Origin of the sequence: Myxococcus dinghuensis (genome assembly GCF_024198235.1) — a bacterium.
In the GTDB taxonomy this organism is placed as follows: Bacteria; Myxococcota; Myxococcia; order Myxococcales; family Myxococcaceae; genus Myxococcus; species Myxococcus dinghuensis.
Genome location: NZ_JAKCFB010000023.1, coordinates 89,679 through 112,085 on the forward strand (window position 1 = coordinate 89,679; position 22,407 = coordinate 112,085).

Here is a 22,407-nt window from a genome sequence, read left to right on the forward strand (position 1 = left end):
ATCACATGGACCACGAGGGCTGTGCGCATGGGTCGACCGAAGTCATTCGATGAGGACGCGGTGCTGGACCGCGCCATCGAGCAGTTCTGGGCGACGGGCTACCACGCCGTCTCGGTCCGGGACCTGGAGGCCAGCACGGGGGTATTGAAGGGGAGCCTGTACGCGGCCTTCGGCGACAAGCGGGCCCTCTTCATCGCCGCGCTGCTGCGCTACGCCAGCCAGAGCGCGGACCAGATTCGCGAGCTGCTGGCCCACGGGGAGACACCTCGGGACGGGTTGGAGCACTACCTGCGCGTGCGGGGGAGGGACTGCACCGGTCCCCACCGGACGCGGGGGTGCCTGCTCGCCAACACGGCGGCGGAGGTCGCGCCGCACGACGCGGAGATTCGCGCCGTCGTGGGGCAGTCCTTCGAGAAGCTCGCCGACGCCCTCGTCCCCGCCATCCGCGCCGCGCAGGCCCAGCGGCTCATCAACCGGCGCCACGAGGCGAAGGAGCTCGCCGCGCACCTCGTGGTGCTCGTGCAGGGCATGAGCGTGGTGGGGAAGACGGAGCCGGACTCCTCCCTCATCCGCTCCTCCCTGCGCTTCGCCCTCACCCTGTTGAACCCCGACTGACCCCAGGACCTCCCATGTCACCCAAGCTGTCCCACTTCCTCGTCGACCCCCGCGACGCGTCGTCCTCCCTCTCCACGGGCCTGCTGGTGCTCCGCGTCCTCACGGGCGGCCTGATGGCCCTGCACGGCGCCGGGAAGATGCTCACCCCCTTCACCTGGATGGGCGAGGGCGCCCCCGTCCCCGGGTTCCTCCAGTTCCTCGGCGCCGCGGCCGAGTTCTTCGGTGGCCTCGCGTGGATGGTCGGGCTGGCCACGCCGCTGGCGACGCTGGGCATCGCCGTGACGATGCTGGTGGGCATCCTCATCGCCCACATCCCGCTGGGCGACCCGTTCATCCGCCTGAGCGTCATGGGCGCCACCACCGGCCCGGGCGAGCCGTTCGGCGTGCTGCCCACCTGGCTGGTGCGCGCCGGCGGACGCAGCGCGGGCGGCTCCGGCTCCTCCGAGCTGGCCACCCTGTACATCGCCGTCTCCGCGATGCTCCTCGCCGCAGGCCCCGGGCGCTTCTCGCTCGACGCCTTCGTGTCCCGACGGTTCGCCGCGCGCGCCACGGCCTGAACGGACTGCCCTGAAAAGGCACGGGCCCGGGACCCCTGTCGGCCCCGAGCCCGCGTCACCTCACGACACCGCGCTCAGTCGCACTCGTGCGTGTGCGTGTGCGCGGTGGCCTTGGGGCTCCAGCCCTCGTTGCCGTCCTTCTCGAAGAAGAACTTCGCGCGCTGCTTCTGGCGCGTGCCCACCTCGTTCAGCGTGGCCGCGTCGAACAGCCGTCCGTTCACCATGGTGAGGCGCACCGTGCGGCTGTTCATCAGGTCCTCCAGCGGGTTCTTGTCCAGGACGATGAGGTCCGCGAGCTTGCCCGCCTCCAGCGAGCCCAGCTCCCCGTCCATGCCCAGGTACTTCGCCCCACCGAGCGTCCCCGCGCGCAGCGCCTGGAGCGGCTTCATCCCGCCCTGGCCGAACATCGACAGCTCCCAGTGCGCCGCCAGCCCCTCGCGCTGGCCGTGCGCGCCCAGTTGCACGTTCACGCCCGCGTCGTTCAGCTCGTGCGCCACCCGGGCCGCGGAGAAGTGGTTCATCTCGTCGTCCGGCACCATCATCCGCCGCCGGCTGCGCGAGTCCACCACGCGCCGGGGAACGAAGGAGAGCAGCCGCTCGTCCTCCCAGACGTTCGTCTTCTGGTACCAGTAGTTCTCGCCCCAGTTGCCGCCGTACGCCACGCCCAGCGTCGGCGTGTAGCCCGTGCCGCTCTGGCCCCACAGCTGCTTGACGTCCGCGTAGATGCGCGCCACCGGAATCGCGTGCTCCACGCCCGTGTGCCCGTCCACCACCATGGTCAGGTTGTGCTGGAGCAGCGAGCCACCCTCGGGCACCACCAGCATGTCCAGCTCACGCGCCGCCTGGAGCACCTTCTGCCGCTGGTCGCGCCGGGGCTGGTTGTAGCTCTTCACGCTGAAGGCCCCCATGGCCTTCATCCGCCGCAGGTGCGCCCGCGCGTCGTCCAGCGTGTCGATGGGCGCGCGGTAGCCCGCCCCCGACGCGCCATACAGGATGGTGCCCGTGGAGAAGATGCGCGGCGCCAGCAGCGCCCCCGCCTTCCCCAGCTCGCTCGCGGCGAACACCTCCTCCGACGAGTTGGACGGGTCGTGCAGCGTCGTCACGCCGAAGGCCAGCGACGCGGCATGCACCCAGCTCTGCTCGGGCATCATCCCGTCCATGCCCATGGCGCCGTGCCAGTGCACGTCGACGAGCCCGGGCATCACCGTCTTGCCCTTCACGTCCACCACCTTCGCGCCCGCGGGCACCTGCACCTGGCCCACCGGCCCCACCGCGACGATGCGGTTGCCCTTCACCACCACCACGCCCTGCTCGAGGACCTCGTCGCCCTTCATGGTGATGACGCGGCCACCCACCAGCGCCACCGTGCCCTCGGGCACGTCCGCCTTCACCACGAAGCCCAGGTCCACGCCCTTCGCCGCCGGCTCCGGCAGCTTCTCCGGCGCGCCCTCCAGGAAGGAGAAGGACTGCTTCAGCTCCCGCGTGAACAGCTCCGGCCCCAGCGACCAGTGCAGGCGCGCGCTGTCACCCGACCAGTGCAGGTACTCGCCCGCGTCGCGGCTCACCTTCGCCAGCGGCAGCGCCTTCGAGTCCGGCCCCACCACCACCGCCTTCGCGCCCCGCGCGAACGGGACGATGAAGGCGTTGAAGTTCTCCCGGAACGCCACCCACTTCTCGTCCGGAGACACCCGCGCCTCCACCGCCTCCGCGCTCGTCAGGTGCGTGCGCTCCTGGCCCCCCTCGACGCCGATGCTCTTCAGCGAGCGCACGTCCTCCTTCTCCTTGTGCTCCGCGTGCAGGAAGAAGACGCGGTCCGAGCCCGCCCCGAAGTGCGGCTGCTCGCCGTCGCGCGCCAGCCGCTTGGGCGTGCCACCCGCCGCCGGCATCACGAACAGGCCCGTCTCCCGGCTCCACTGGCCCGGCATCAGGTAGCCATCCCCCGACGCGCGGTACGCGAGCCACTTCCCATCCGGGCTGAGCGCGGGCTCCACGTAGTAGCCCGGCTTCGACGTGACGACCTTGCCCTCGCCGCCCGTCGCGGACACCACGCGGATGGCGCCCAGCTTCTCGTCGTCCCACGTGGTGTAGACGATGGAGCGCCCGTCGCGGGAGAACGACGGATAGAACTCCAGGTGGTCCTCCTGCTTCGTCAGCCGCCTGGGCGTGCCGCCCGGCAGCTCCTTCACGTAGAGCTTGCCCAGCGCCTGGTACACCACGCGGTCCCCCTTCGGGGACACCTGCACCCAGCGCAGCATCTTCGTGGCGAAGCGCTCCGGCGCCACCGCCTGCGGCGAGCGCACCACCTCCGCGAGGGTCCGCGTCCCCTTCACGTGGAAGGGGATGGGCGTCACCTGCTTCGTCGCCACGTCGATGCGCTGGAGCTTGCCGCCCGCCCAGAAGACGAGCGCCTTGTCGTCCCGCGTCCACGCCAGCGTCGGGTACACGCCGTGGATGGCCCACGTCTCCTGCATGTCCCGGTCGAGCCCGTCGTACAGCGGGCGCTCCGCGCCGGAGTCCACGTCCGTGACGTACAGCACGCTCTTCGTCCGCACGCGGCGGATGAACGCCAGGCGCTTGCCGTCGCGCGACGGCGTGGGGCGGATGGAGCCACCCGGCCCGGTGACGAAGGGGTCGATCTCCTTCGTCTCCAGGTCCAGCCGCTGGATGGCGTAGATCTCCCCGTTCGGGTCCTTGTTGTACTCGAACGTCTTGCCCGGGGTGACGTCCTGGCTGAAGAAGACGTAGCGCCCGTCCGGGGAGAACGCGGGCTCGCCCAGGTCCTTCTGGTCGTTGGCGCGCTCGGTGAGCTGCACGCCCTCGCCGCCGGAGCGGTGGTACATCCACAGCTCGCCCGCGCCCAGCGAGCGGCGCGCCGTGAAGTGCTTGCGCGCGACGATGAACTGGCCGTCCGGGCTCCACGTGGGGCTGTTGAGCAGGCGGAACTTCTCCTGCGTCACGGCCTTCACGTCGCCGCCTTCGCGGTTCATCACCCAGACGTTGTCGCCACCGCCCCGGTCACTGGTGAAGACGATGGACCTGCCGTCCGGGCTGAAGCGCGGCTGCATGTCCCACGCGACGCCGGACGTCAGCGCGCGCGCCTCGCCGCCCTTCAGCGGCAGCACGTAGATGTCGCCCAGCAGGTCGAAGACGAGCTCGTCGCCGGTCGGGCTCACGTCGACGTTCATCCACGTGCCCTCCGTGACGTCGATGGTCACCTGCCGCGAGGGGAAGCCCGGCGAGTCCACGCTCCAGGCGTCCTTCTTGTCCTTCGCGCCCTCCGCCGGGGGCGCCTTCCCGTCCCCCTCCACCTCCACGGCGCGGCCCGCCTCGCGCGCGGCGTCGTCCTTCTTCTGCGGAGCGGGAGGTTGTTGCTGGGCGGGCGGCGGCGCCGCCGCGGGCTGGGCGGCAGCCAACGCCGCGGGTGCGAGCAGCGCGACGCAGAGAGCGGAAGTCAGTCGTTTCACCGGAGGTCCTCGTGAAGGAGGGGGCAGCGAGACAGGCCGTATCGGGGGACGGAGCCTAACCAACCCGGGGGATGGATTCGGCGGCGCGTGAACAGGGGATGGGCCAGGGCTGTTCCTGGGCGGCGCCCAGGCGAGCGGGTGGAGGCAAACGCGGCGCGCCATCCCGGCCCGATTCTGCTATCCGCCAGGGCATGTCGGACTTCCATCTCCCCGAAGACAAAGCCGGACGGCTGGAGCGCTGCTCCCTGTTCTACACGGACGTGGTGCCCCACAACCACGCGCTGGGCCTGACGCTGGTGGATGTGGGCGCGGCCGAGGCCACCGTCGTGCTGCCCTACGCGGACTTCCTCGTGGGAAACCCGGAGACGGGGGTCATCGCCGGCGGCCCGGTGACGACGCTCATCGACGCGGCGTGCGGCACGTCCATCTTCCTCAAGCTCGGACGCTTCCTGCCCATCGTCACGCTGGACCTGCGCATCGACTACCTGCGCCCCGCGCGGCCCGGCATCGCGCTCACCGCCGTGGCGGAGTGCTACCGCACCACGCGCCAGGTGGCCTTCGTGCGCGCGCTCGTCCACCAGGGGGACAAGGACAACCCGGTGGCCTCCGCGCAGGGCACCTTCATGCGGACGGAGGAGTGACGACCATGAGTGACACCAACGCCCCCGCCACCCTCGCCTCGCTGGTCCGCGAGGTGCGCAAGACGCGCGAGTACCGCCGCCTCACGGACGCCATCCCCTACACGCGCTTCATGGGCATCGGCGTGGAGAACCTGGCCGGCGAGATGCTCTGCCGCATGACGTACGCGCCCAAGCTCATCGGCAACAGCTTCCTCCAGGCGCTGCACGGCGGCACGCTGGGCGCGCTGCTGGAGTCCGCCGCCATCTTCGAGCTGCTGCTCCAGACGGACACCGAGCGCGTGCCCAAGGTCATCTCGCTCACCGTGGACTTCCTGCGCTCCGGCAAGCCGCAGGACACCTTCGCGCGCGCCTTCATCACCCGCCAGGGCCGCCGCGTGGCCAACGTCCGCGTCGAGGCCTGGCAGGACGACCGCACCCGCCCCATCGCCAGCGCCCACGCGCTGTTCCTGCTCGCGGAGCCGTAGGCCCGCGTGCGCGGGAGGACAGGCGCCTCCGTCTCCCCGCGCGGGCCGACGACGGAGGAACCGCCTCCCCCGCCGCCTGCCCGCCCCTGGCGGCGAGCCCCCCGCCATCGCCACCTTCGGGCCTGGGATTCACGACCCGGGAGACATGCCATGAGGCGATGGAGCGGTTGGATGCTGGTGGGTTCGCTGCTGGTGGGTGGCACGGCGGTGGCGCAACAGAAGCAGGGCTCCACGCAGGGCGCCCAGAACAACGGGACCGGCAACAGCCAGGGCATGATCCGCGCGGGCGAGCCCGAGGCCATCGACCACGGCGAGGACGTCCAGAAGGACCCGGACGCGCTCCCCGGCACGGGTGGGGCGGGCGCAGACGCCCAGGCCTCCGCCCTGATGAAGCAGGGCATGTTGCCCGTGCCCGCCGACGAGAAGGCCTTCCTGGAGGTGCTGCACCACACCAACCAGATGGAAGTGAAGATGGGCCAGCTCGCGCAGCAGAACGGCTCCTCCCAGGGCGTGAAGGACTACGGCCAGCGCATGGAGAAGGACCACGGGCAGGCCGACCAGAAGCTCATGGCCTACGCGAAGTCGAAGCAGCTCACGCTCGGCGAGCCGAAGGCGGACACGCCCCTGGCCCAGGCGATGAGCGACTCGAACATGGCCACGGACAAGAAGCTCCAGGCCCTCCAGGGCCCCGTCTTCGACCGCGCCTACCTCACCACCATGGTGGAGGGCCACGACGTCGCCATCGCCCAGGTGATGGCCGCGCAGCAGCAGTTCAAGAGCAACACGCAGCTCACCGCGATGCTCGACGACCTGCTGCCCCAGCTCCAGCAGCACCGCCAGAGCGCGTACCGGCTGCTCGGCCAGGAGGCGCCACGGCAGGCCCGGCGCGGGCCGCAGCCGAGCGGACGCTGAGCGCTTCGCGCCCGGAGCTCAGGGCGGCGCGGTGATGGTGAGCCGGTAGACGTCCGGCTCACCGTCGCGCGTCGACCAGACGAGCAACTGCGTCTCCCCGGGAGCGCGCCCCGTGAGCTGGACGCCGTCCTCCACGAGGGCGACCTCCACCAGGCTGGGTTCTCCCACCGCGAGACGGAACAGCCCCGGCGCCGGGAGCACCTTGGTCGCGCCCAGGCCCAGCGTGATGGCCTCGTGCTGGAACGGCGACCCCTGGCCGCTGGCGGTGTCGCGCCTGGCCACGGCGTACCCCACCGACACGAGGACCGACACGGCCAGGACGCCACCCACCCAGCGGCCTCGTCGACGAGGCGCGGTGGCGAGCGCCCGCAGCAACCCCTCCATCGACGGGTAGCGCGCGTCCGGCGTGGGTGACAACCCTCGCGTCAGCGCTTCACGGACGTGCCGTGGCAGCCGAGGACGCTTCGCCGTGGGAGGGCGCGGCGACGTGGTCCCGGGCCGCTCGCCGTGGAGGGCCTCGTACAGCGCGACGCAGAAGCTGTACTGGTCGCTGCGCGCGTCCACCGGCAATCCCCGCCGCTGCTCGGGAGACATATAGGCGGGCGTGCCCGGTGACATGCCCTCGCGCGTGAGCGCGGTCTGCTCCGCGTCCCACGCGGCGTCCCCGGACGAGGCGCCGGTGTCGTGGGCACCTGGCGGTGACGACTCCCAGCGCGCGATGCCGAAGTCCGTGACGCGGGCCCGTCCGTCCCGGCCCACCAGCACGTTGGAGGGCTTGAAGTCGCGGTGGACCAGCCCCTGACGATGCGCGGCGGCCAGCCCCTCTCCGGCTTCCAGGAAGAGCGCCAGCACCTCGCGCCAGGGACGCTCCCGCTCGCGCAGCCAGCCCGCGAGCGTCGTCCCCTCCACCCACTCCATGGCCAGGAAGTCGCGCCCGTCCGACGAGCCCAGGTCGAAGAGCGGCAGCACGTTGGGGTGGGACAGGCGCGCCATGGCCTTGGCCTCGCGCAGCAGCCGTTCGCGCCGCTCCTGCTGGGAGCCACCTCGCGCCGGGCGCAGCAGCTTCAGCGCGACGCGGCGGCCCAACCGGGGGTCCTCCGCCGCGTACACCACGCCCATGCCGCCCATCCCCAGCAGCTCCCGCAGCACATACGGCCCCAGGCGCGTGCCCGGAGGCAGCACCTTCGGATCCGCGCCGGGCTCGAGCAGCGTGGACGCGCCCGTCTCCAGTCGGGTGGGTGCTTCCGCGTCCGGCGAGGCCCCCGCGTCCGCCACGGAGGCCTCCGCCGCCACCGCGCCCACCAGCGCGCGGCAGTCCGCGCAACCATCCAGGTGCGCCTCCAGCCTCGCGACGTCCGGCGCGGGGAGCGCGCCGCCGACGAAGCCCACGAGCACGTTCTCGTCCGGGCACGCGCCGGGCAGCGGGAGGGAGGGGCTCATCTGGGGGACCGTGCGCAACATCCTCGCAGCCTCCTGGACGGGGAGGAAGACAGGGGCCCCACGGACACCGCGGGCCCCTGTTGAACGTCCGCGCTAGTTCGCGGGCGTCGCGGCCTTCGACCCGGTGTCCTGGGACACCACGATGTCGAAGGCCCGGAGGCTGTCGTTCTCGTCCCAGGTGATGAGCTTCGTCGTGCCAGCCTCGCGGCCGGTCAGCGACACCTGGCCGGCCTCGCTCCCCATCTTCACCTGGGCCACCTCCGGGTCGCCGATGGCCAGCCGCTTGAGCTTCTTCACCGTGAGGACCTTGGTCTGTCCCACGTCGAGTTGGATGCGCTCGTCGGCGCCCGCCACGGTGCCCACCAGCGTCAGCGCCATCATCGCGATGCCCATCAGTCCGTTCCGCATGTCGTGTCTCCGGGAAAAGGGGAGTACCGCCGCCTTCAATCCGGTGACACCGGCCACTCCGCGGTGTTGCACGCCCCCGCGAAAAAACCGGGCGGCGACCGGCTACCCCGGCTCCCGGAGCATCGCCGGCAGGCTCAGGTCCAGCTGGCTGCGCACCGCGCGCATCAGGCTGTACAGCTCCTCCGAGGAGAGCTGGAGGCGCTCCGCCAACCGCTCCCGCGCCCCGGTGAGGAGCGCCTCCCGCGCGTGCGCCACCCAACGCGACACCGTGGACTTGTGCGTCTGGTACATCGCGCCGATGCGCTCCAGGCTCAGCCCCTCCACCACGTGCAGCCGCAACACGGTGCGCTCACGCGAGGAGAGCGCGGCGAGCGCGTCCGCCAGCACGGCCCGGAAGTCCTCGCGGTGTCTCCGGCGCAGGTAGTCCAGCTCCACGTCCAAGCCGCCGCCCGTGAGCACCCCCACCTCCGCGTCCTCCTCCACGCGCGCGCGTCGTCCCTCCGAGCGCTGGAGGTTGAGCGCGGTGCGCACCGCCGCCGCGCGCAGCCACGCGACCAGCGTGCCCGCGCCCTGGTACTCCGCGATGCGCGGCAACGCCCCCTCCTCCGCGTCGGGGACCAGCAACCGCTGACGCAGGTGCTGCAACACCTCCGCCGTGTCCACGCCTCCACCGCGGATGCGCGCCACGGCCGGGGCCACCCGGGGCAGGACGTCCCGCTCCAGCGCGGCGTGCGCGGAGGCGAGGCCTCGCGCGCAGGCACACGCGAGGTAGAGGTCCGCCGCCGGCAGCGTGGCCAGGTCCACGCCCGACGCCAGCCGCTCCGCGACGTGCCGCAGGAAGTCCTCGTCGGACAGCGCGACCTCCGGCCACGCCGCGCGACCCGCGGCCAACCACGAGTCCAGCAAGGACTCCATCTCCACCGCGTCCGCCAACGACCGGGCGGCCGGAGACAACGACTCGACGAATACGCGCACCCGGTGCTCGTGGCCGGTCATGCATCCCTCCACGAAGCATGCTCGCCCGGAATCCCCCGCCCCACCAACTGGCGGGCGGCGCGCGCTACTCCGTCACCACCACCGTGTACTCCTTGCGGTCCTCCTTCTTCTTGCCCCACGTCAGCAGCAGCGTGGTGCCCGGCGCCTTGCCGACGATTTCAATCTGCGACCGGCCCTTCGTCCGGGCCTCCGCCTTCTCGGTGTCACCGACCGCCACCCGCGACAGGCCCTCCACGGTGATGACCCGCTTCTGGCCCACCTCCAGGTCGATGCGCTCCTCGGCGCCCGCCGCCGTTCCCACCAGCGTCAGCGCCATCATCGCGATGCCCAGCAGCCCGTTCCGCATGACGCGTCTCCAAGGAACGAGTCGTTGCAACATCCACCACATGACAACAGTTATTGAGTGGATTTTCACGTCTTCCATGGACGCAAGGGAAGTCGCGATGTGGGGAGGAGACGGCGCACGTCGTGAAAGACTTTCGTTGTTACAGCGCGGTCGTCCATTTCTACAGGGTTCATCATACGCCAAGAGTCGAGAAAGGCCGTGGGAGGGGCGCGTTCTTCACCCTCCTGGCGGAGGTGGATGACACGCGCCGCACAGCGCCCCCGCCTCGTGGGCGACAGGGTTGCCGGACAGCGAACGCCCGCGTCGCGCGGCATGCCGCCTGCTTCCCCGCAGGTCATCCGTTCGGGGGGCTTGGCTTATGAACGAGCGTGAGCAGGTGAGGTTGAAGGAGCTGAAGGACGCCGCACAAACCCTGTTCAACCAGGGCCGGTACGCGCAATGCGCGGAGCTCTACGCGACCCTGCTCCGGCTGACACCCAAGGACCCGAACCTCCACATGCGGCACGCGGAGAGCTGTCGTCGCGCGGGACAGGCCGGCGCCTCCATCGTGTCGTATCGCGCCGCCGCGCGGCTGCTGGTCGCGCTGGGACACGGTTCGCGTGCCCGCGCCGCGCTGCGCGCCGCGCTCGCCGTGGCACCCGACGACCCCACGCTGCTGGCGGAGTTCGAGCAGTTGGGACACGTGGCGGTTCCGCCGTCGACCGCGCTCGAGGACGAGCGGCTCTACAGCCACGCGGCGGGGTTCTTCGCGCTCACCCAGGGAGATGGGTCGCACGGGCGCCGCGACACGCCGCCGCCTCCGCCGCCCGCCTTCGTGCTGCGCGCCGCCGAGGAGACACACCCCCACGGGTCGCTGCCAAAGGTGCCGACGATTCCGCCCGTCGACCTGGCCCTGCTGCGACAGCGCAACGCCTCGCCCACGCGGGCACCCGTGCCTCCGGACAGCGCGACACCGAGCGTCACGCCTCCGCCGCCTCGCGCCTCTCCTCCCTCGATGAGCTCCATCCCGGTGGTGATGGGCGTGGAGCTTCCCCGCGCGGCCGAACCCGTGGTGACGAACACGCCCCTGCCCACGTCCGTGAAGCGGCGCGAGGAGCCACCGCCGCGTCGGCCTCCCACGTTGCTGCCCGTGCCCATGGACTTCCAGGCGCCCGAGCCTCCGCCGCTGGAGGAGCTGCCTCCGCTGCCGGAGCCCGCGGAGCCATCCCGCGCGGAGGCCTCACTCCGGCCCCAGGTCCAGGTGGCCATCCCCGTGAGCGCGTGGCCGCAGCAGGCCTCGCTGACGCTGCCGCCCACGACGGCGGTCCGCCCCGAGCTGCGGAGACTCGGCCCCAACGTCGTGGCCATCCGCGTGTCGCCCCAGTCCCGCTGGGTCATCTTCCGCTCGGACAGCCCGCTCGAGGTGCTGCGCTCGGAGTCCCTGCCCGGAGCCCCGCGCGAGGAGCCTCGGAGCCAGCGCTCCACGATGGGCGAAGACGTGTGGCCCAACTAGGGTCGGCGCGGGTGTGGGGTTCGCGGAGCGTCGAGGGGCTCCACGCTCGCGGGGGAGCCTCCCGACACCGCGACCCGCGGAGGTGCGCCGAGGCGACGGCTTGCTCGCGGCGCGCCCCGTGGGGCCGCGCACCAGCGCCGGAGCCCGCGGGCCCGCATGGGCCTACATGGGCACGGACTTCTTCGGATCGAAGGTCTTCTTCTCCGGCTCCGGCGCGGGAGCCGGGGTCGCCTTGGCGGGGGCCTCGGTGCTCTCGGGTGTCCGCGTGCGCGTCCGCGACGCCTCGTCCTTCGCGTCCGACACCTGCGCCTTCACCGGCGCCTCGCAGTGCTCGCCCTTGCGGTTCGGGTGGCAGTGCCGGATGCCGTAGACATGGTGGCATCCGCAGGCGTCCACGCGCTTCTTCGCGCACACCGACGGATTGAAGACTGGCCCCGCCACCGTATCCGCAGGCACCGCCTGCAACGCCACCGCCAGGAAAACCCCACCGAGGAAACCCATCGCCCAACCCCCTACCTGGATCTGGTGGAATGGATGGACCTGATGCGGGAATGTCGCAAGCCCCGTGGCGATCCGAATCGCGCGCTTCGCACGCGACCTGACTCTCGCTCGACCGTCCGCGCGCGGCGGGACGCACCCTCGAGGACATCACGATGGGTCCGGGACGTCCTCGCGGCAACAACACCCGCCCCTTCCGCTCGTCCCCAGGTCCGGGGCGAGCGCCACCCCCTCGGGGCGCCGTGAACCGCGGGGCGGCGCGAACTTCGAGGTGAACCCCGTGAAATCGCTCGCCTTCTCGGCCGCCTCGCCCTCATCCTCGGTGGAGGCGGCGCGGTCCTCCGCGAAGCGTCAGCTAATTCCGAACGTTTCGTCCCTGCCGCGTGTTCACCCCTGACAGGGAGCGGGTCATGAGCTGGAAACAACGTCTGGAGAAGGCCGCCGAGGGCCACTACGTCCTGCCGAAGACCAAGACGATGAAGGTCGACGCGGACCTGTTCCTCTCCGACAAGCTCCTGTGGGGTGAGGGGCCGGAGCTGCCGGGCCTGGAGGACACCGTCTTCGACCAGGTGGTCAACGCCGCGTCGTTCCCCGGCGTCACCCGCGTCGCCGTCACGCCCGACTGTCACGTGGGCTACGGCGTGCCCATCGGCACCGTGGTGGAGACGGACGGCATCCTGCTGCCCACCGCCGCGGGCTACGACATCGGCTGCGGGATGGTGCAGTTGCAGACGACGCTGACCGCGGAGGACGTGGCGGACCCCGCCAAGCGCCGGGAGTGGATCAACGAGGTGACCCGCCGCATCGCCGTGGGCGTGGGGGCCAGCCGCGTGCAGAAGCAGCGCCGGGTGTCCGACAAGGCCTTCGCGGACGTGGTGCGCCACGGCGCCAAGGCCCTGGGCCGGGGCTCCGCCGTCACCGAGCGCGACTTCGTGCCCGTCGAGGACGACCGGGTGGACATCCCGGACAGGGCCTACGAGAAGCGCGGCCAGCTGGGCAGCCTGGGCGGTGGCAACCACTTCACGGAGATGCAGGTCGACGAGGACGACCGCGTGTGGGTGATGCTGCACACCGGCAGCCGCGGCTTCGGGTGGAACATCGCCAAGCACTTCTTCGTCGCGGGCGCCGCCCAGCTGGGCCTCAAGAGCCGCAGCGAGGACTTCGTCTGGCTCGACGCCGACAGCCCCATGGGGCGGCAGTACTGGAACCTGCACAACATGGCCGCCAACTTCGCGGTGGCCAACCGGCTCATCATCGGCGAGGCCGTGTGCGCCGCGCTCGAGGAGGTGTTCGGCGGGACCGCCAGCATCTACTACGAGATTTCGCACAACCTCATCCAGAAGGAGGCCGGGAAGTTCGTCGCCCGCAAGGGCGCCACGCGCGCGTTCCCCGCGGGCCACCCCGCGCTGAAGCGCACGCCGTGGGAGGACTCCGGCCACCCCATCCTGATTCCGGGCTCCATGGAGACCGGCAGCGCCATCCTCTTCGCGGAGGAGGGCGCGGCGAAGTCCATCTATTCGGTGAACCACGGCTCCGGCCGCCGCCTGTCGCGCGGCGAGGCGCGGCGCGTGCTGCAGCAGGGCCCCACGGACGAGCGCATGGCCCAGGCGGGCATCCTGCTCAACACCCGCCACACGCCCCTGGACGAGTCCGGCCCCTGCTACAAGAACCTGGACGACGTGCTGGAGACGGTGGAGATGGCGAAGCTCGCCCGGGTGGCCCGCCGGCTCAAGCCGGTGGCCTGCATCAAGGGAGCGGACTGACGGCGGCGGCGCGTCGCCGTGGACTTCCCCGGGAGCCTGATAGAGTGGCCGCCCTCTGGAGTCCCCAAGAATGACCTCGCCGTCCCCGTCCGCCCGCGCGTCCGCTCCGGGCTCCCGTGAGGCCGAGCTGGCTCGCGCCGAGAGCGAGCTGGCCGCCCAGGAGGCCCGCCTCGCGGAGCAGGTGAGCCGCGCCCTCGCGGAGGCCACCACGCTCTCCACCCGCCTCGACACCACCCGCGCCGCCCTGGCCCGCGCCCACCGCGAGCCGGACGCCGGCCCCGACGTGGGGGAGCAGGCGTCCAGGCTCCAGGCCGCCACCCTCCCCACGCTCGACGTGGAGGGCGCGCGGACCCGGGCGCTGGAGGCCCGCGAGAAGGCGTTGGAGGCGCGGCGCCACGCGGGCCTGGAGGCCCAGGCGGCCCTGCGCACCCACCAGGAGCAGCTCGCGAAGCTGGCGCGCGCCGTGACGGACGCGGAGGCCGCGCTCGCGCGCCAGGGCGAGGCCAGCGCCGCGAAGGCCCGCGCGAAGGAGGACGCCGCGCGCGCGCGTCAGGCGGAGCTGGCCCGGGCGGCGGCCGCGGCGAAGGCCCAGGGCCAGACGCTGCCCGGCGCGCCCACGGTCCGGCCCGCCGTCTCGCCGGATGGCTCGGAGGCGCGGCGCAACGGCCGCGTGCGCATGCACACCGCCATCGACATGCGCAGCGACTCCAACTTCTTCACCGGCTTCTCCATGGACATCAGCGAGGGCGGCGTCTTCATCGCCACGGTGGACGCGCCCCCGCGCGGTACACAGGTGGAGCTGGACTTCACCCTGCCCGGCGGCCGGCCCATGAAGGTGACGGGCGTGGTGCGCTGGGTGCGCGAGGCCAACCCCAAGACGCCGGAGCTGATGCCAGGCGTGGGCGTGCAGTTCACCGGCCTGCCCCACGAGGTGGCCTCCGCCATCGGCTCCTTCGTCACCACGCGCGAGCCCCTGTTCTATCCGGACTGAGCCCGCGCGGCGGGGTGAGCGTCGGATACCCGACCCACGGTGGGACGTGCCGTCGGCGGGCGGCACTCGTGGCACGTCACGACAGACAGCGGCGGAGTCCTGGTGCATCGTAGCGACGGAGACCGTGACCCGAGAGGAGACTCCACGGAATGAGCGCACCCACCCGCAGCCCCAACGCCGCCGCAGCCCGCCCTCCCCGCTGGGACCAGGGCAAGCGGTGCGACAACGAAGCCGAGCCCCCTTCGGACGGCGGCCCCGGCGCAGGCCCGGAGACACCGGTGGTGGACAAGGTCAACCTCGCCCAGAAGCTGGCCCTCTTCTCCGAGCACTGGTCGCCCCGCGTCGTGGGGGAGCTGAACGGCCAGCACGTGCGGCTGGCGAAGCTGCTGGGGCCCTTCACCTGGCACCACCACGAAGCAGAGGACGAGCTGTTCCTGGTGCTCCACGGCCGGCTGCGCATGGAGCTGCGCGAGCGCGTGGTGGACGTGGAGCCCGGCGAGTTCATCATCATCCCCCGAGGCGTGGAGCACCGCCCGGTGGCGGACGAGGAGGTCCACGTCCTGCTGTTCGAGCCGGCCTCCACGCTCAACACCGGCAACGTCCGCGAGGAGCGCACGGTCGAGGCCCCGTCCCGCCTCTGACCCGCCGAGGCGCCGCGGCTGGAACGGGAAGAGAGGGAGCGGACTCCCTCCCTTCCCAGGACTTCGACGACTACGGGCTGAACGTGCCGGTGAGCACGCTGGCGCGGGCGCGAGGCAGCGCGCGCTTGAACGGGCTCGTCGCGAGGTTCGAGCCAGGCTGGTACCAGCTCTGGATTTCCGCGAAGTAGGTCTGGCCCGCCTGCAGCACGGACGGGGGCAGGTACACGCTCTGGAGGTCCGTGTGCAGCGCCGCCACGCGCGTCACGGTGGTGGCGCCGTTGCTCACGCCGAGCCGGTAGATGTTCACCACGTAGTTCGTGGCCGTGCCGACCAGCGGCTTCGACCAGCGCAGCGAGGCGTCTGCCCCCACGCCCGTGAGGTTCTGGAACGCGCCGCGCGTGTTCACCAGGGGCGCAGCCACCGGCCCGACGAGGGGCTCCACGGGCGCGGCGGTGAACGCGCTCTCCTCCTGCTCCACTCGGATGTCCACGTTCATCGTGTAGGGCGTCGCGGTCCCCAGCGCGTAGCTCTTCGTGAAGCCCGCGGTGGCGGTCGCCACCTTCTGCCACGCCGCCGGGAGCGGGTTGTTGTAGGTCATGCCCCCCGTGACGATGTCCGTCCGCTGCGAGTCAGGATTGAGCTGCACGAGGAGCGGCGGCCCGCTGATGGCCGCGCCCGCCGAGCTCAGCGCGGCCGGCCGGGAGGACATCCAGATCTCGTTGTACGTGCTGACCGCGGCGGGGTTCACCTGGGTGCGCAGGGCTTCGAAGGCCGAGCGCCTCCAGTCCACCGAGAAGGTGCCGGTCGCGGCGGGCTGGGTGAAGGTTCCGCTGATGGAGTTGGGCTGCCCCTCCACCTGCGTCACGCTCGAGAGGAACACCTTGTGCATCGCGCGGTAGGGCACGCCATTCGCGCTCGTCTGAAACCGCATCTGGGCCAGGGAGAGCAAGTCCCCACGGCTGCTATCGAGCAGGACGGGGTTGGTCAGTCTGGCGTAATCGAAACTCAATCCCGAGAGCGACGTGGCGCCCGTCAGGGGGCGTCCCGTGGCGATGGAGCCCGCGTAGCCGAACGCGCCCGCATTCAACGAATACACGTCCAGATAATCCTCCGGCTGCCAGGGAGACATGCCGGTGGCGGAAACCGTCAGTTGCGTGGGCTGCGAGACGAAGGTGCCATCACGGCCCCACGCCGTGGAGCCCAGGTCGAACGTGCGGTCGGTGCTCACCAGGTAGCGCGAGTCCAGCTTCAGGTAGATGCGGCCGGAGGGGACGTTGGGCACGGAGATGGTGCCGTCCGCGGAGCCCGTGCCCGGGTAGGCCGTGAACGCTCCGGTGGTCGAGTCCCGCGTGTAGGCCACCACCGACGTGGCGGATTGATTGTATGGCTTCGTCTCGTTGCCAGACATGGCGACGAAGGTGACCGGGCTGGTACCGGTGACTTGAGTGTTCAGCCCCTGGGCGACCTGGGAGGTCGTGTCCTCCAACACGGAGGAGTCCACCGCCTCGGCCTCATCCGGACCCGCGCAACCGACACCCGTCATCCCGACCAGAATCCCGAGCGAAATCAATGATTTCTTCATTGTGGAAGCTGCCCTTTCGGCGACACCCAGGATGGCGTCGCGCAGGGAGATTCATACCGTGCCGGTCTGACATTTCCGGGGGTGCCACGACCCCCCATTCCTTGCTCGGGGCCGTGAAGACAGACACGCGTTTCGTCAGACGCGGCTGATACATTCCTCCGCAATGACTGGCACCCTCCACGACCAGCCTGGAGTGCGTTTCACGGCGACGGCCGGGTGGGCGCGTCGCCGGGCCCCGGCCACGCGCGCGGCGTCAGGTGGAGGGCACGGGCGCGGGCGTCGTGCCCACCCGGGTGCCCAGCGGCAGGAGCGGCAGCTCCACGGTGAACGTGGAGCCCTCGCCGGGCATGCTCTCCACGTGGATGGTGCCGCCGTGCGCGTCCACCAACTGCCGCACGATGTAGAGCCCCAGTCCGAAGCCCGCGTGCCGTCCGGCGGAGGGCACCTGTTCGAAGCGCTCGAAGATGCGCCGCTGCGACTCCGGGGCGATGCCCGGCCCGAAGTCCCGCACCACCACGCGCGCGCCCGCGGGACCGGAGCGCTCCGCGCGCACCTCCACCGGATGGCCCCGGCCGAACTTCAGCGCGTTGGAGAGCAGGTTCGTCACCACGCGGTCCAGGCGCAGCCGGTCCCACTGGCCCACCAGCCCCAGCTCCGCGTCGAGCACGAGCTTGCAGCCGTTCTCGTGGGCCTGCTCGGAGAAGCGCTCCACCACCTCGTGCACCAGGTCCGCGAGGTCCACGGGCGACACGTCCAGCACCAGCCGCTCCGACGACAGCCACGACACGTCCAGCAGGTTGAGCAGCAACTGCCCCAGCCGCTGCGTCTGCTTCATCGCGAGCGACAGCCCCTCGCGCACCTTCTCCGGTGTCGCGTCCTCGCGCCGCAGCCTGCGCAGCAGCAGGTGGAGCGTGTTGAGCGGGTTGCCCAGGTCGTGCGCCGCCACGCCGATGAGCTCCACCGCGTCGCGCGCCTCGCGCACCAGCCGCGCGTTGTCCAGGGCCAGCGCCGCGCGCCCCGCCAGCTCCTCCACGAAGACCTGGTCCGCCAGGGTCAGCCGCCGCCGGGGGGACGACATCAACAGCACCAGCACCCCCTGGGCGCGAGGCCCCACCTGGAGCGGCACCGCGAGATAGGAGGACACGCCCACGCGCTCCATCTGCTTGCGGTGCGTGGTGTCCTCGATGTCCCGCGCCAGCATCTGCGGCGACACATCCTCCGTCCACTCGGAGCGCCCGGTGCGCAGCACCTGCCAGATGCCCTGCGGTGTGTCCGGCGGGGCGTAGTCCCGCACCGCGTCCCACAGCCAGACCTGCTTCTGGGGCACCGCGTGCTTCACCACCCGGGGCCGCAGCTCGCCGGAGGGCGTCATCACGTACAGGATGCACGCGTCCGCCACCTCCGGGACCATCATCCGCGCCAGCTCCGCCACCGTCTGCTCCGGCTCCAGCAGTTGCTGGAACAGGCGGCCGGCCTCCGCCAGCAGCCGCTGGGTGCGCTCGACGCGCTGGCGCTCGGTGATGTCGCGCGTCACCTCCGCGAAGCCCCGCACGCGCCCCTCGTCGTCGAGCAGCGTGTTGATGAGGGCCTCCGCGAAGAAGAGGGTGCCGTCCTTTCGCGCGCGCCACCCCTCCGTGCGCAGCCGCCCGTCGCGCCGCGCCCGCTCCAGCTCCTGCTCCGGCACCCCCCGGGCCACCGCCTCCGGCGGATAGAAGCGCTCCAGCGGCGCGCCCAGGGCCTCCTCCTCCTGGTAGCCGGTGATGCGGGTGGCCCCCGGGTTCCAGCTCGCCACCCGCCCCTGTTCGTCCAGCAGCAGCAGCGCGTAGTCCCGCACGCCCTCCACCAGCAGTTGGAAGCGGCGGGTGCTGTCCGCCGCCTTCGCGTGCAGCGGCGCCAGCCGTCGCAAGAGCACCCACGCCAGCGTGCCCGCCAGCCCCAGGCCCAGCCCGGACGTCACGAGCGTCAGCACCAGCACGCGCTGGTCGGCGTCCACCGCCGACTGGACACCCACGGCCAGGCGCGCCTCGGCGGTCGCCGACAGCTGCTGGAGCGCGGTGAAGGTCCGCAGCCGCGTGACGTCCACGCGCTCCTCGGCGAGCGCCTCCTTCCGGTCCCGGGGCAGGCCGTCCGAACGGAACACCAGGAGCTGCCGCACGGCCTGCTCGTGGTCCTGCTCCGCGCGCGCGGCGTCGCGCAGCTGGGAGGCCTCCGGCTCCACGGCCAGGCGCGGCGTCAGCCGCTCGCGGGTGGCGATGAAGTCCTCGCGCGAGGCGGCCATCTCCCGGGAGAAGCGCGGGTCCCTCGACAGCGCGTAGCCCCGGCCGCTGCCCACCTTGTCGCTGAAGGCCCGGCGCAGCCGCTCCACCTCCAGCAGGTCGCGCGACAGCTCGAGCAGGTTCTCCTTGTGGCTGGAGCGGATCAACCCCAACACCACCGCCGACGCGGCCGTCAGCCCCAGCGCCACGAGCAGGGACGCGACGAAGCCGGCCACCATGCGCCGCGCGAACGTCCACCGACGCCCCACTCCGCCATCCCCCCTCCTCCGGCCCCGCCGGCACCGCCCCGCGCACAATGTGGGTCCACCCACCGCGCGTCAGCAGCCCCGGCCGCGAGGCCCCTTCCCGTCCACCACCCGTCAGCGGGGGCTAGCGGGAGCCGGCCGTGGACGACGGGGAGGCCGCCGGGGGAGCGCCGCCCGGGGCATCGAAGGTGCCCTGCTCGGGATCCACCGACCAGGCGGAGTACTTCTGCATCTTCACGTCCCGCAGCTTCCCGCTCTCGTAGCAGACGGCGTAGACGAGGAAGAACTCCTTCTCCATGGAGGGCTGGCCGTAGCGGTAGCAGTCCGCGCCGCCCGCGTCGCGCTCGCGCGTCATGGGCTTGCCCAGCAGCGCCACCACCTGCTCCGTCGTCATGCCCCCGTGGACGGACTTGATGCCGTGCGGCGTGAGCACGCGGAAGGTCGTGGAGTCCTCGCGGATCAACGTCCACACCCCCACGCCGAGCACCACCGGGAACAGCGCCGTCACCAGGGCCAGGGTCCACCGGCCCCGGGGCAGGCGGCTCCCCCCCGCCTGGAAGGCGGTGAAGAGGTTGCGCGGGTCGGACGGGTCGGCGGCCGGGGGGGCGCCCGGGAGGTTCTCTGTCTGGCTCACGTCGACTGACATGCCGTTCCAACAGCGCGGATGCAAGAAACTCCACGCATGCCCCCACATCCCGCCTGCCCGGCGCCTCCACAGGACTTAGATGGGCGGCTGCCCGGCTTGCTTTCGTGACATGCGAGTTCACAAACGCACGAAAGCCAGCCTGCTACATCCCCCTCCGGGGTAGGCAACCAGGAGTCGTGCAAGATGGCGAAGCGAGGCGCCGCGGGACGCAGCGTCACCCAGAAGCCCTTGGAGCGAGATGTCCTGCCGGCGGGGGTGGAGATGGATGAAGGCCTCTTCTTCAACCGCGAGCTGTCCTGGCTGGCGTTCAACGACCGGGTCCTCCAACTGGCCGAATCCCCGGACGAGCCGCTGCTCGAGCGGCTGAAGTTCGTGGCCATCTACGCGCGCAACCTGGACGAGTTCTTCATGATTCGGGTGGCGCGCCTGCACGAGCAGGTGCGGGGTGGGGTGGCGCGGCTGGTGCCGGACGGGGCCTCCCCCAGCGCGACGCTCGACAAGCTGCACGAGGGCATCTTCGAGCAGAGCAATCGCCACAGCGCCATCTTCGAGAAGCTGCTGCGCCCGGCGCTCGCGGAGAAGGGCCTGCGCATCCTCACCGCGAAGGAGCTGGACCCCGAGCAGCGCGCCCAGGTGGACCAGCGCTTCCGCGAGCAGATCTTCCCCGTGCTCACGCCGCTGGCCATCGGCCTGGGCCGGCACTTCCCGTACATCTCCAACCTGTCGCTCAGCCTGGCGGTGCTCCTGAAGGACCCGGAGGCGGGCGAGGAGAGCGTGGCGCGGGTGAAGGTGCCCAAGGAGCTGTTGCCGCGCTTCCTGCCGCTCAAGGGCAACGTCTTCGTGCCGCTGGAGGAGGTCATCGCGCAGCACCTGGGCGACCTGTTCCCGGGCATGGAGGTGCTGAGCTGGAGCCTGTTCCGCGTCACCCGCGACGCGGACTTCACCGTGTCCGAGGACGCGGAGGACCTGCTCAAGGCGGTGGAGACGGAGCTGCGCCAGCGCCGCTTCGGCGACGTCATCCGCCTGGAGGTGCAGGCGGGGATGAGCCCCAAGCTGCTCGAGCCGCTGGTGGAGGCGCTGGGGCTGGAGCCGCGGCAGGTGTACGAGGAGCAGGGCCTGCTGGGCCTGGGGGACGTGCAGGCCATCGCCTTCGCGCCGGGCTTCCCGGAGCTGAAGGACCCGCCGTGGACACCCGTCACCCAGCCCCGGCTGCGCCCGGAGACGGACTCGCCGGACGGGGGCACGGTGATGGCGGCGATGCGGCGCGGGGATTTGCTCGTCCACCACCCCTACGAGTCCTTCGCCACGTCCGTGGAGCGCTTCGTCACGGAGGCCGTGGCGGACCCGGACGTGCTCGCCATCAAGCAGACCGTCTACCGCACGTCCGACAGCTCGCCCCTGGTGCCCGCGCTCATCACCGCCACGGAGAACGGCAAGCAGGCGGTGTGCATGGTGGAGCTCAAGGCGCGCTTCGACGAGCGCACCAACATCAAGTGGGCCAACGCGCTGGAAGAGGCGGGCGTGCACGTCGTGTACGGCATCCCGTCGCTGAAGACCCACGCCAAGGCCATCCTCATCGTCCGGCGCGAGGGCGAGCGGGTGCGGCACTACGTGCACATCGGCACGGGCAACTACAACCCGAAGACGGCGCGCCTCTACACGGACATGGGCCTGTTCACCACGGACCCGGACATCGGCGCGGACGTGGCGGACCTGTTCAACTACCTCACCGGGTTCGGCCGGCCGAAGTCGTTCCGCAAGCTGCTGGTGGCGCCGCTCACCATGCGCGAGGGGTTGCTGGAGCACATCAAGCGCACCGTCGTCGCGCACACGCTGGAGCGCCCCGCGCGCATCCAGATGAAGATGAACGCGCTGGTGGACCCGGGCATCATCCGCGCCCTCTACGACGCGTCCCGCGCGGGCGTGAAGGTGGAGCTCAACGTCCGGGGCATCTGCTGCCTGCGCCCGGGCGTCCCCGGCGTGTCGGAGAACATCCGCGTCGTGTCCACGCTGGGCCGCTTCCTGGAGCACGCGCGCGTCTACATCTTCGAGCGCGGCACGGAGCTGCGTTGCTACATCGGGTCCGCGGACCTGATGCCGCGCAACCTGGACCACCGCGTGGAGATCCTCGCCCCGGTGGAGGACCCCGCCCTGGCCACGCAGGTGCGCGACGCGCTGGAGCGCAGCCTGGCGGACAACACCCACGCGTGGGAGCTGCAGGCCGACGGCACCTGGCGCCGCCTGACGCCCGCCTCGGGAGCGGAGAAGCGCTGGGCCCAGGGCGAGCTGATGGAGCGCAGCACCCGCCTCGCCCAGTTCCCGGGGACACGCCCGCTCCCTTGAGGGGCGGGCAACACGACTACCCAGAACGCCCAGATTGGTTTGGGATTCAAGCGGGCACGAGCGAAGGCCGCGGCCGGCGGCGCGGCC

The 22,407-nt window shown here is 71.6% G+C and carries 19 protein-coding genes; 10 read left to right on the forward strand and 9 right to left on the reverse strand.

Going from position 1 to position 22,407, the window contains the following annotated elements:
* Positions 1 to 27: 27 nt before the first annotated feature.
* Positions 28 to 615: a TetR/AcrR family transcriptional regulator gene (locus LZ198_RS26945; protein ID WP_253974934.1), complete on the forward strand. Its 588-nt coding sequence runs from the start codon at positions 28 to 30 to the stop codon at positions 613 to 615.
* 14 nt (positions 616 to 629) lie between these two features.
* The gene (locus LZ198_RS26950) at positions 630 to 1,172 is read left to right on the forward strand and encodes a DoxX family protein (RefSeq protein ID WP_253974935.1); all 543 of its coding nucleotides are present in this window, start codon (positions 630 to 632) and stop codon (positions 1,170 to 1,172) included.
* 74 nt (positions 1,173 to 1,246) lie between these two features.
* On the opposite strand, the gene LZ198_RS26955 is transcribed toward LZ198_RS26950, so the two are convergent.
* Positions 1,247 to 4,636: an amidohydrolase family protein gene (locus tag LZ198_RS26955; protein ID WP_253974936.1), complete on the reverse strand. Its 3,390-nt coding sequence runs from the start codon at positions 4,634 to 4,636 to the stop codon at positions 1,247 to 1,249.
* A gap of 191 nt (positions 4,637 to 4,827) precedes the next feature.
* Here LZ198_RS26955 and LZ198_RS26960 point away from each other — a divergent pair, with 191 nt between their 5' ends.
* From LZ198_RS26960 to LZ198_RS26970, 3 genes are all read left to right on the forward strand, one after another.
* Positions 4,828 to 5,277, forward strand: coding sequence for a PaaI family thioesterase (locus LZ198_RS26960; RefSeq protein WP_253974937.1), 450 nt, complete (start codon positions 4,828 to 4,830; stop codon positions 5,275 to 5,277).
* A gap of 5 nt (positions 5,278 to 5,282) precedes the next feature.
* Positions 5,283 to 5,741 (forward strand): PaaI family thioesterase, encoded by a 459-nt coding sequence (locus tag LZ198_RS26965; protein ID WP_253974938.1) that lies wholly within the window; start codon positions 5,283 to 5,285, stop codon positions 5,739 to 5,741.
* Positions 5,742 to 5,891: 150 nt separating this feature from the next.
* On the forward strand, positions 5,892 to 6,653 hold the full coding sequence (locus tag LZ198_RS26970) for a DUF4142 domain-containing protein (protein WP_253974939.1): 762 nt from the start codon (positions 5,892 to 5,894) through the stop codon (positions 6,651 to 6,653).
* An 18-nt stretch (positions 6,654 to 6,671) separates the two neighbouring features.
* On the opposite strand, the gene LZ198_RS26975 is transcribed toward LZ198_RS26970, so the two are convergent.
* From LZ198_RS26975 to LZ198_RS26990, 4 genes are all read right to left on the reverse strand, one after another.
* Positions 6,672 to 8,114 carry a protein kinase domain-containing protein gene (locus LZ198_RS26975; RefSeq protein WP_253974940.1) on the reverse strand — a complete coding sequence of 481 codons (1,443 nt, stop codon included), beginning with the start codon at positions 8,112 to 8,114 and terminating at the stop codon, positions 6,672 to 6,674.
* 72 nt (positions 8,115 to 8,186) lie between these two features.
* Positions 8,187 to 8,501 (reverse strand): pilus assembly protein N-terminal domain-containing protein, encoded by a 315-nt coding sequence (locus LZ198_RS26980; protein WP_253974941.1) that lies wholly within the window; start codon positions 8,499 to 8,501, stop codon positions 8,187 to 8,189.
* 102 nt (positions 8,502 to 8,603) lie between these two features.
* Positions 8,604 to 9,497, reverse strand: coding sequence for a sigma-70 family RNA polymerase sigma factor (locus LZ198_RS26985; protein ID WP_253974942.1), 894 nt, complete (start codon positions 9,495 to 9,497; stop codon positions 8,604 to 8,606).
* 64 nt (positions 9,498 to 9,561) lie between these two features.
* Positions 9,562 to 9,843 (reverse strand): pilus assembly protein N-terminal domain-containing protein, encoded by a 282-nt coding sequence (locus LZ198_RS26990; protein ID WP_253974943.1) that lies wholly within the window; start codon positions 9,841 to 9,843, stop codon positions 9,562 to 9,564.
* Between the two features lie 358 nt (positions 9,844 to 10,201).
* On the opposite strand from LZ198_RS26990, the gene LZ198_RS26995 reads away from it, so the two are divergent.
* The gene (locus LZ198_RS26995; RefSeq protein WP_253974944.1) at positions 10,202 to 11,335 is read left to right on the forward strand and encodes a tetratricopeptide repeat protein; all 1,134 of its coding nucleotides are present in this window, start codon (positions 10,202 to 10,204) and stop codon (positions 11,333 to 11,335) included.
* Between the two features lie 162 nt (positions 11,336 to 11,497).
* Here the strand turns inward: LZ198_RS26995 and LZ198_RS27000 are convergent, their stop codons facing one another.
* Positions 11,498 to 11,836, reverse strand: a complete 339-nt coding sequence (locus LZ198_RS27000; protein WP_253974945.1) for a hypothetical protein — start codon at positions 11,834 to 11,836, stop codon at positions 11,498 to 11,500.
* Between the two features lie 407 nt (positions 11,837 to 12,243).
* Here LZ198_RS27000 and LZ198_RS27005 point away from each other — a divergent pair, with 407 nt between their 5' ends.
* From LZ198_RS27005 to LZ198_RS27015, 3 genes are all read left to right on the forward strand, one after another.
* The gene (locus LZ198_RS27005) at positions 12,244 to 13,596 is read left to right on the forward strand and encodes an RtcB family protein (RefSeq protein WP_253974946.1); all 1,353 of its coding nucleotides are present in this window, start codon (positions 12,244 to 12,246) and stop codon (positions 13,594 to 13,596) included.
* Between the two features lie 70 nt (positions 13,597 to 13,666).
* On the forward strand, positions 13,667 to 14,587 hold the full coding sequence (locus tag LZ198_RS27010; protein ID WP_253974947.1) for a TIGR02266 family protein: 921 nt from the start codon (positions 13,667 to 13,669) through the stop codon (positions 14,585 to 14,587).
* Between the two features lie 149 nt (positions 14,588 to 14,736).
* Complete coding sequence (locus tag LZ198_RS27015; RefSeq protein WP_253974948.1) at positions 14,737 to 15,228, forward strand: cupin domain-containing protein; 492 nt, start codon at positions 14,737 to 14,739, stop codon at positions 15,226 to 15,228.
* 70 nt (positions 15,229 to 15,298) lie between these two features.
* Here LZ198_RS27015 and LZ198_RS27020 read toward each other — a convergent pair whose 3' ends face one another.
* The 3 genes from LZ198_RS27020 to LZ198_RS27030 all read right to left on the reverse strand — a co-directional run bounded on the left by LZ198_RS27020 (position 15,299) and on the right by LZ198_RS27030 (position 19,977).
* Positions 15,299 to 16,810, reverse strand: coding sequence for an ABC transporter substrate-binding protein (locus LZ198_RS27020; RefSeq protein ID WP_253974949.1), 1,512 nt, complete (start codon positions 16,808 to 16,810; stop codon positions 15,299 to 15,301).
* A 253-nt stretch (positions 16,811 to 17,063) separates the two neighbouring features.
* Complete coding sequence (locus LZ198_RS27025) at positions 17,064 to 19,334, reverse strand: ATP-binding protein (RefSeq protein ID WP_323382922.1); 2,271 nt, start codon at positions 19,332 to 19,334, stop codon at positions 17,064 to 17,066.
* A 121-nt stretch (positions 19,335 to 19,455) separates the two neighbouring features.
* Entirely contained in the window at positions 19,456 to 19,977 is a 522-nt protein-coding gene (locus tag LZ198_RS27030) for a hypothetical protein (RefSeq protein ID WP_253974950.1), read from the reverse strand.
* Between the two features lie 183 nt (positions 19,978 to 20,160).
* Here LZ198_RS27030 and ppk1 point away from each other — a divergent pair, with 183 nt between their 5' ends.
* On the forward strand, positions 20,161 to 22,320 hold the full coding sequence (gene ppk1 / locus LZ198_RS27035; RefSeq protein ID WP_253974951.1) for a polyphosphate kinase 1: 2,160 nt from the start codon (positions 20,161 to 20,163) through the stop codon (positions 22,318 to 22,320).
* The last annotated feature ends 87 nt before the right edge of the window (positions 22,321 to 22,407 follow it).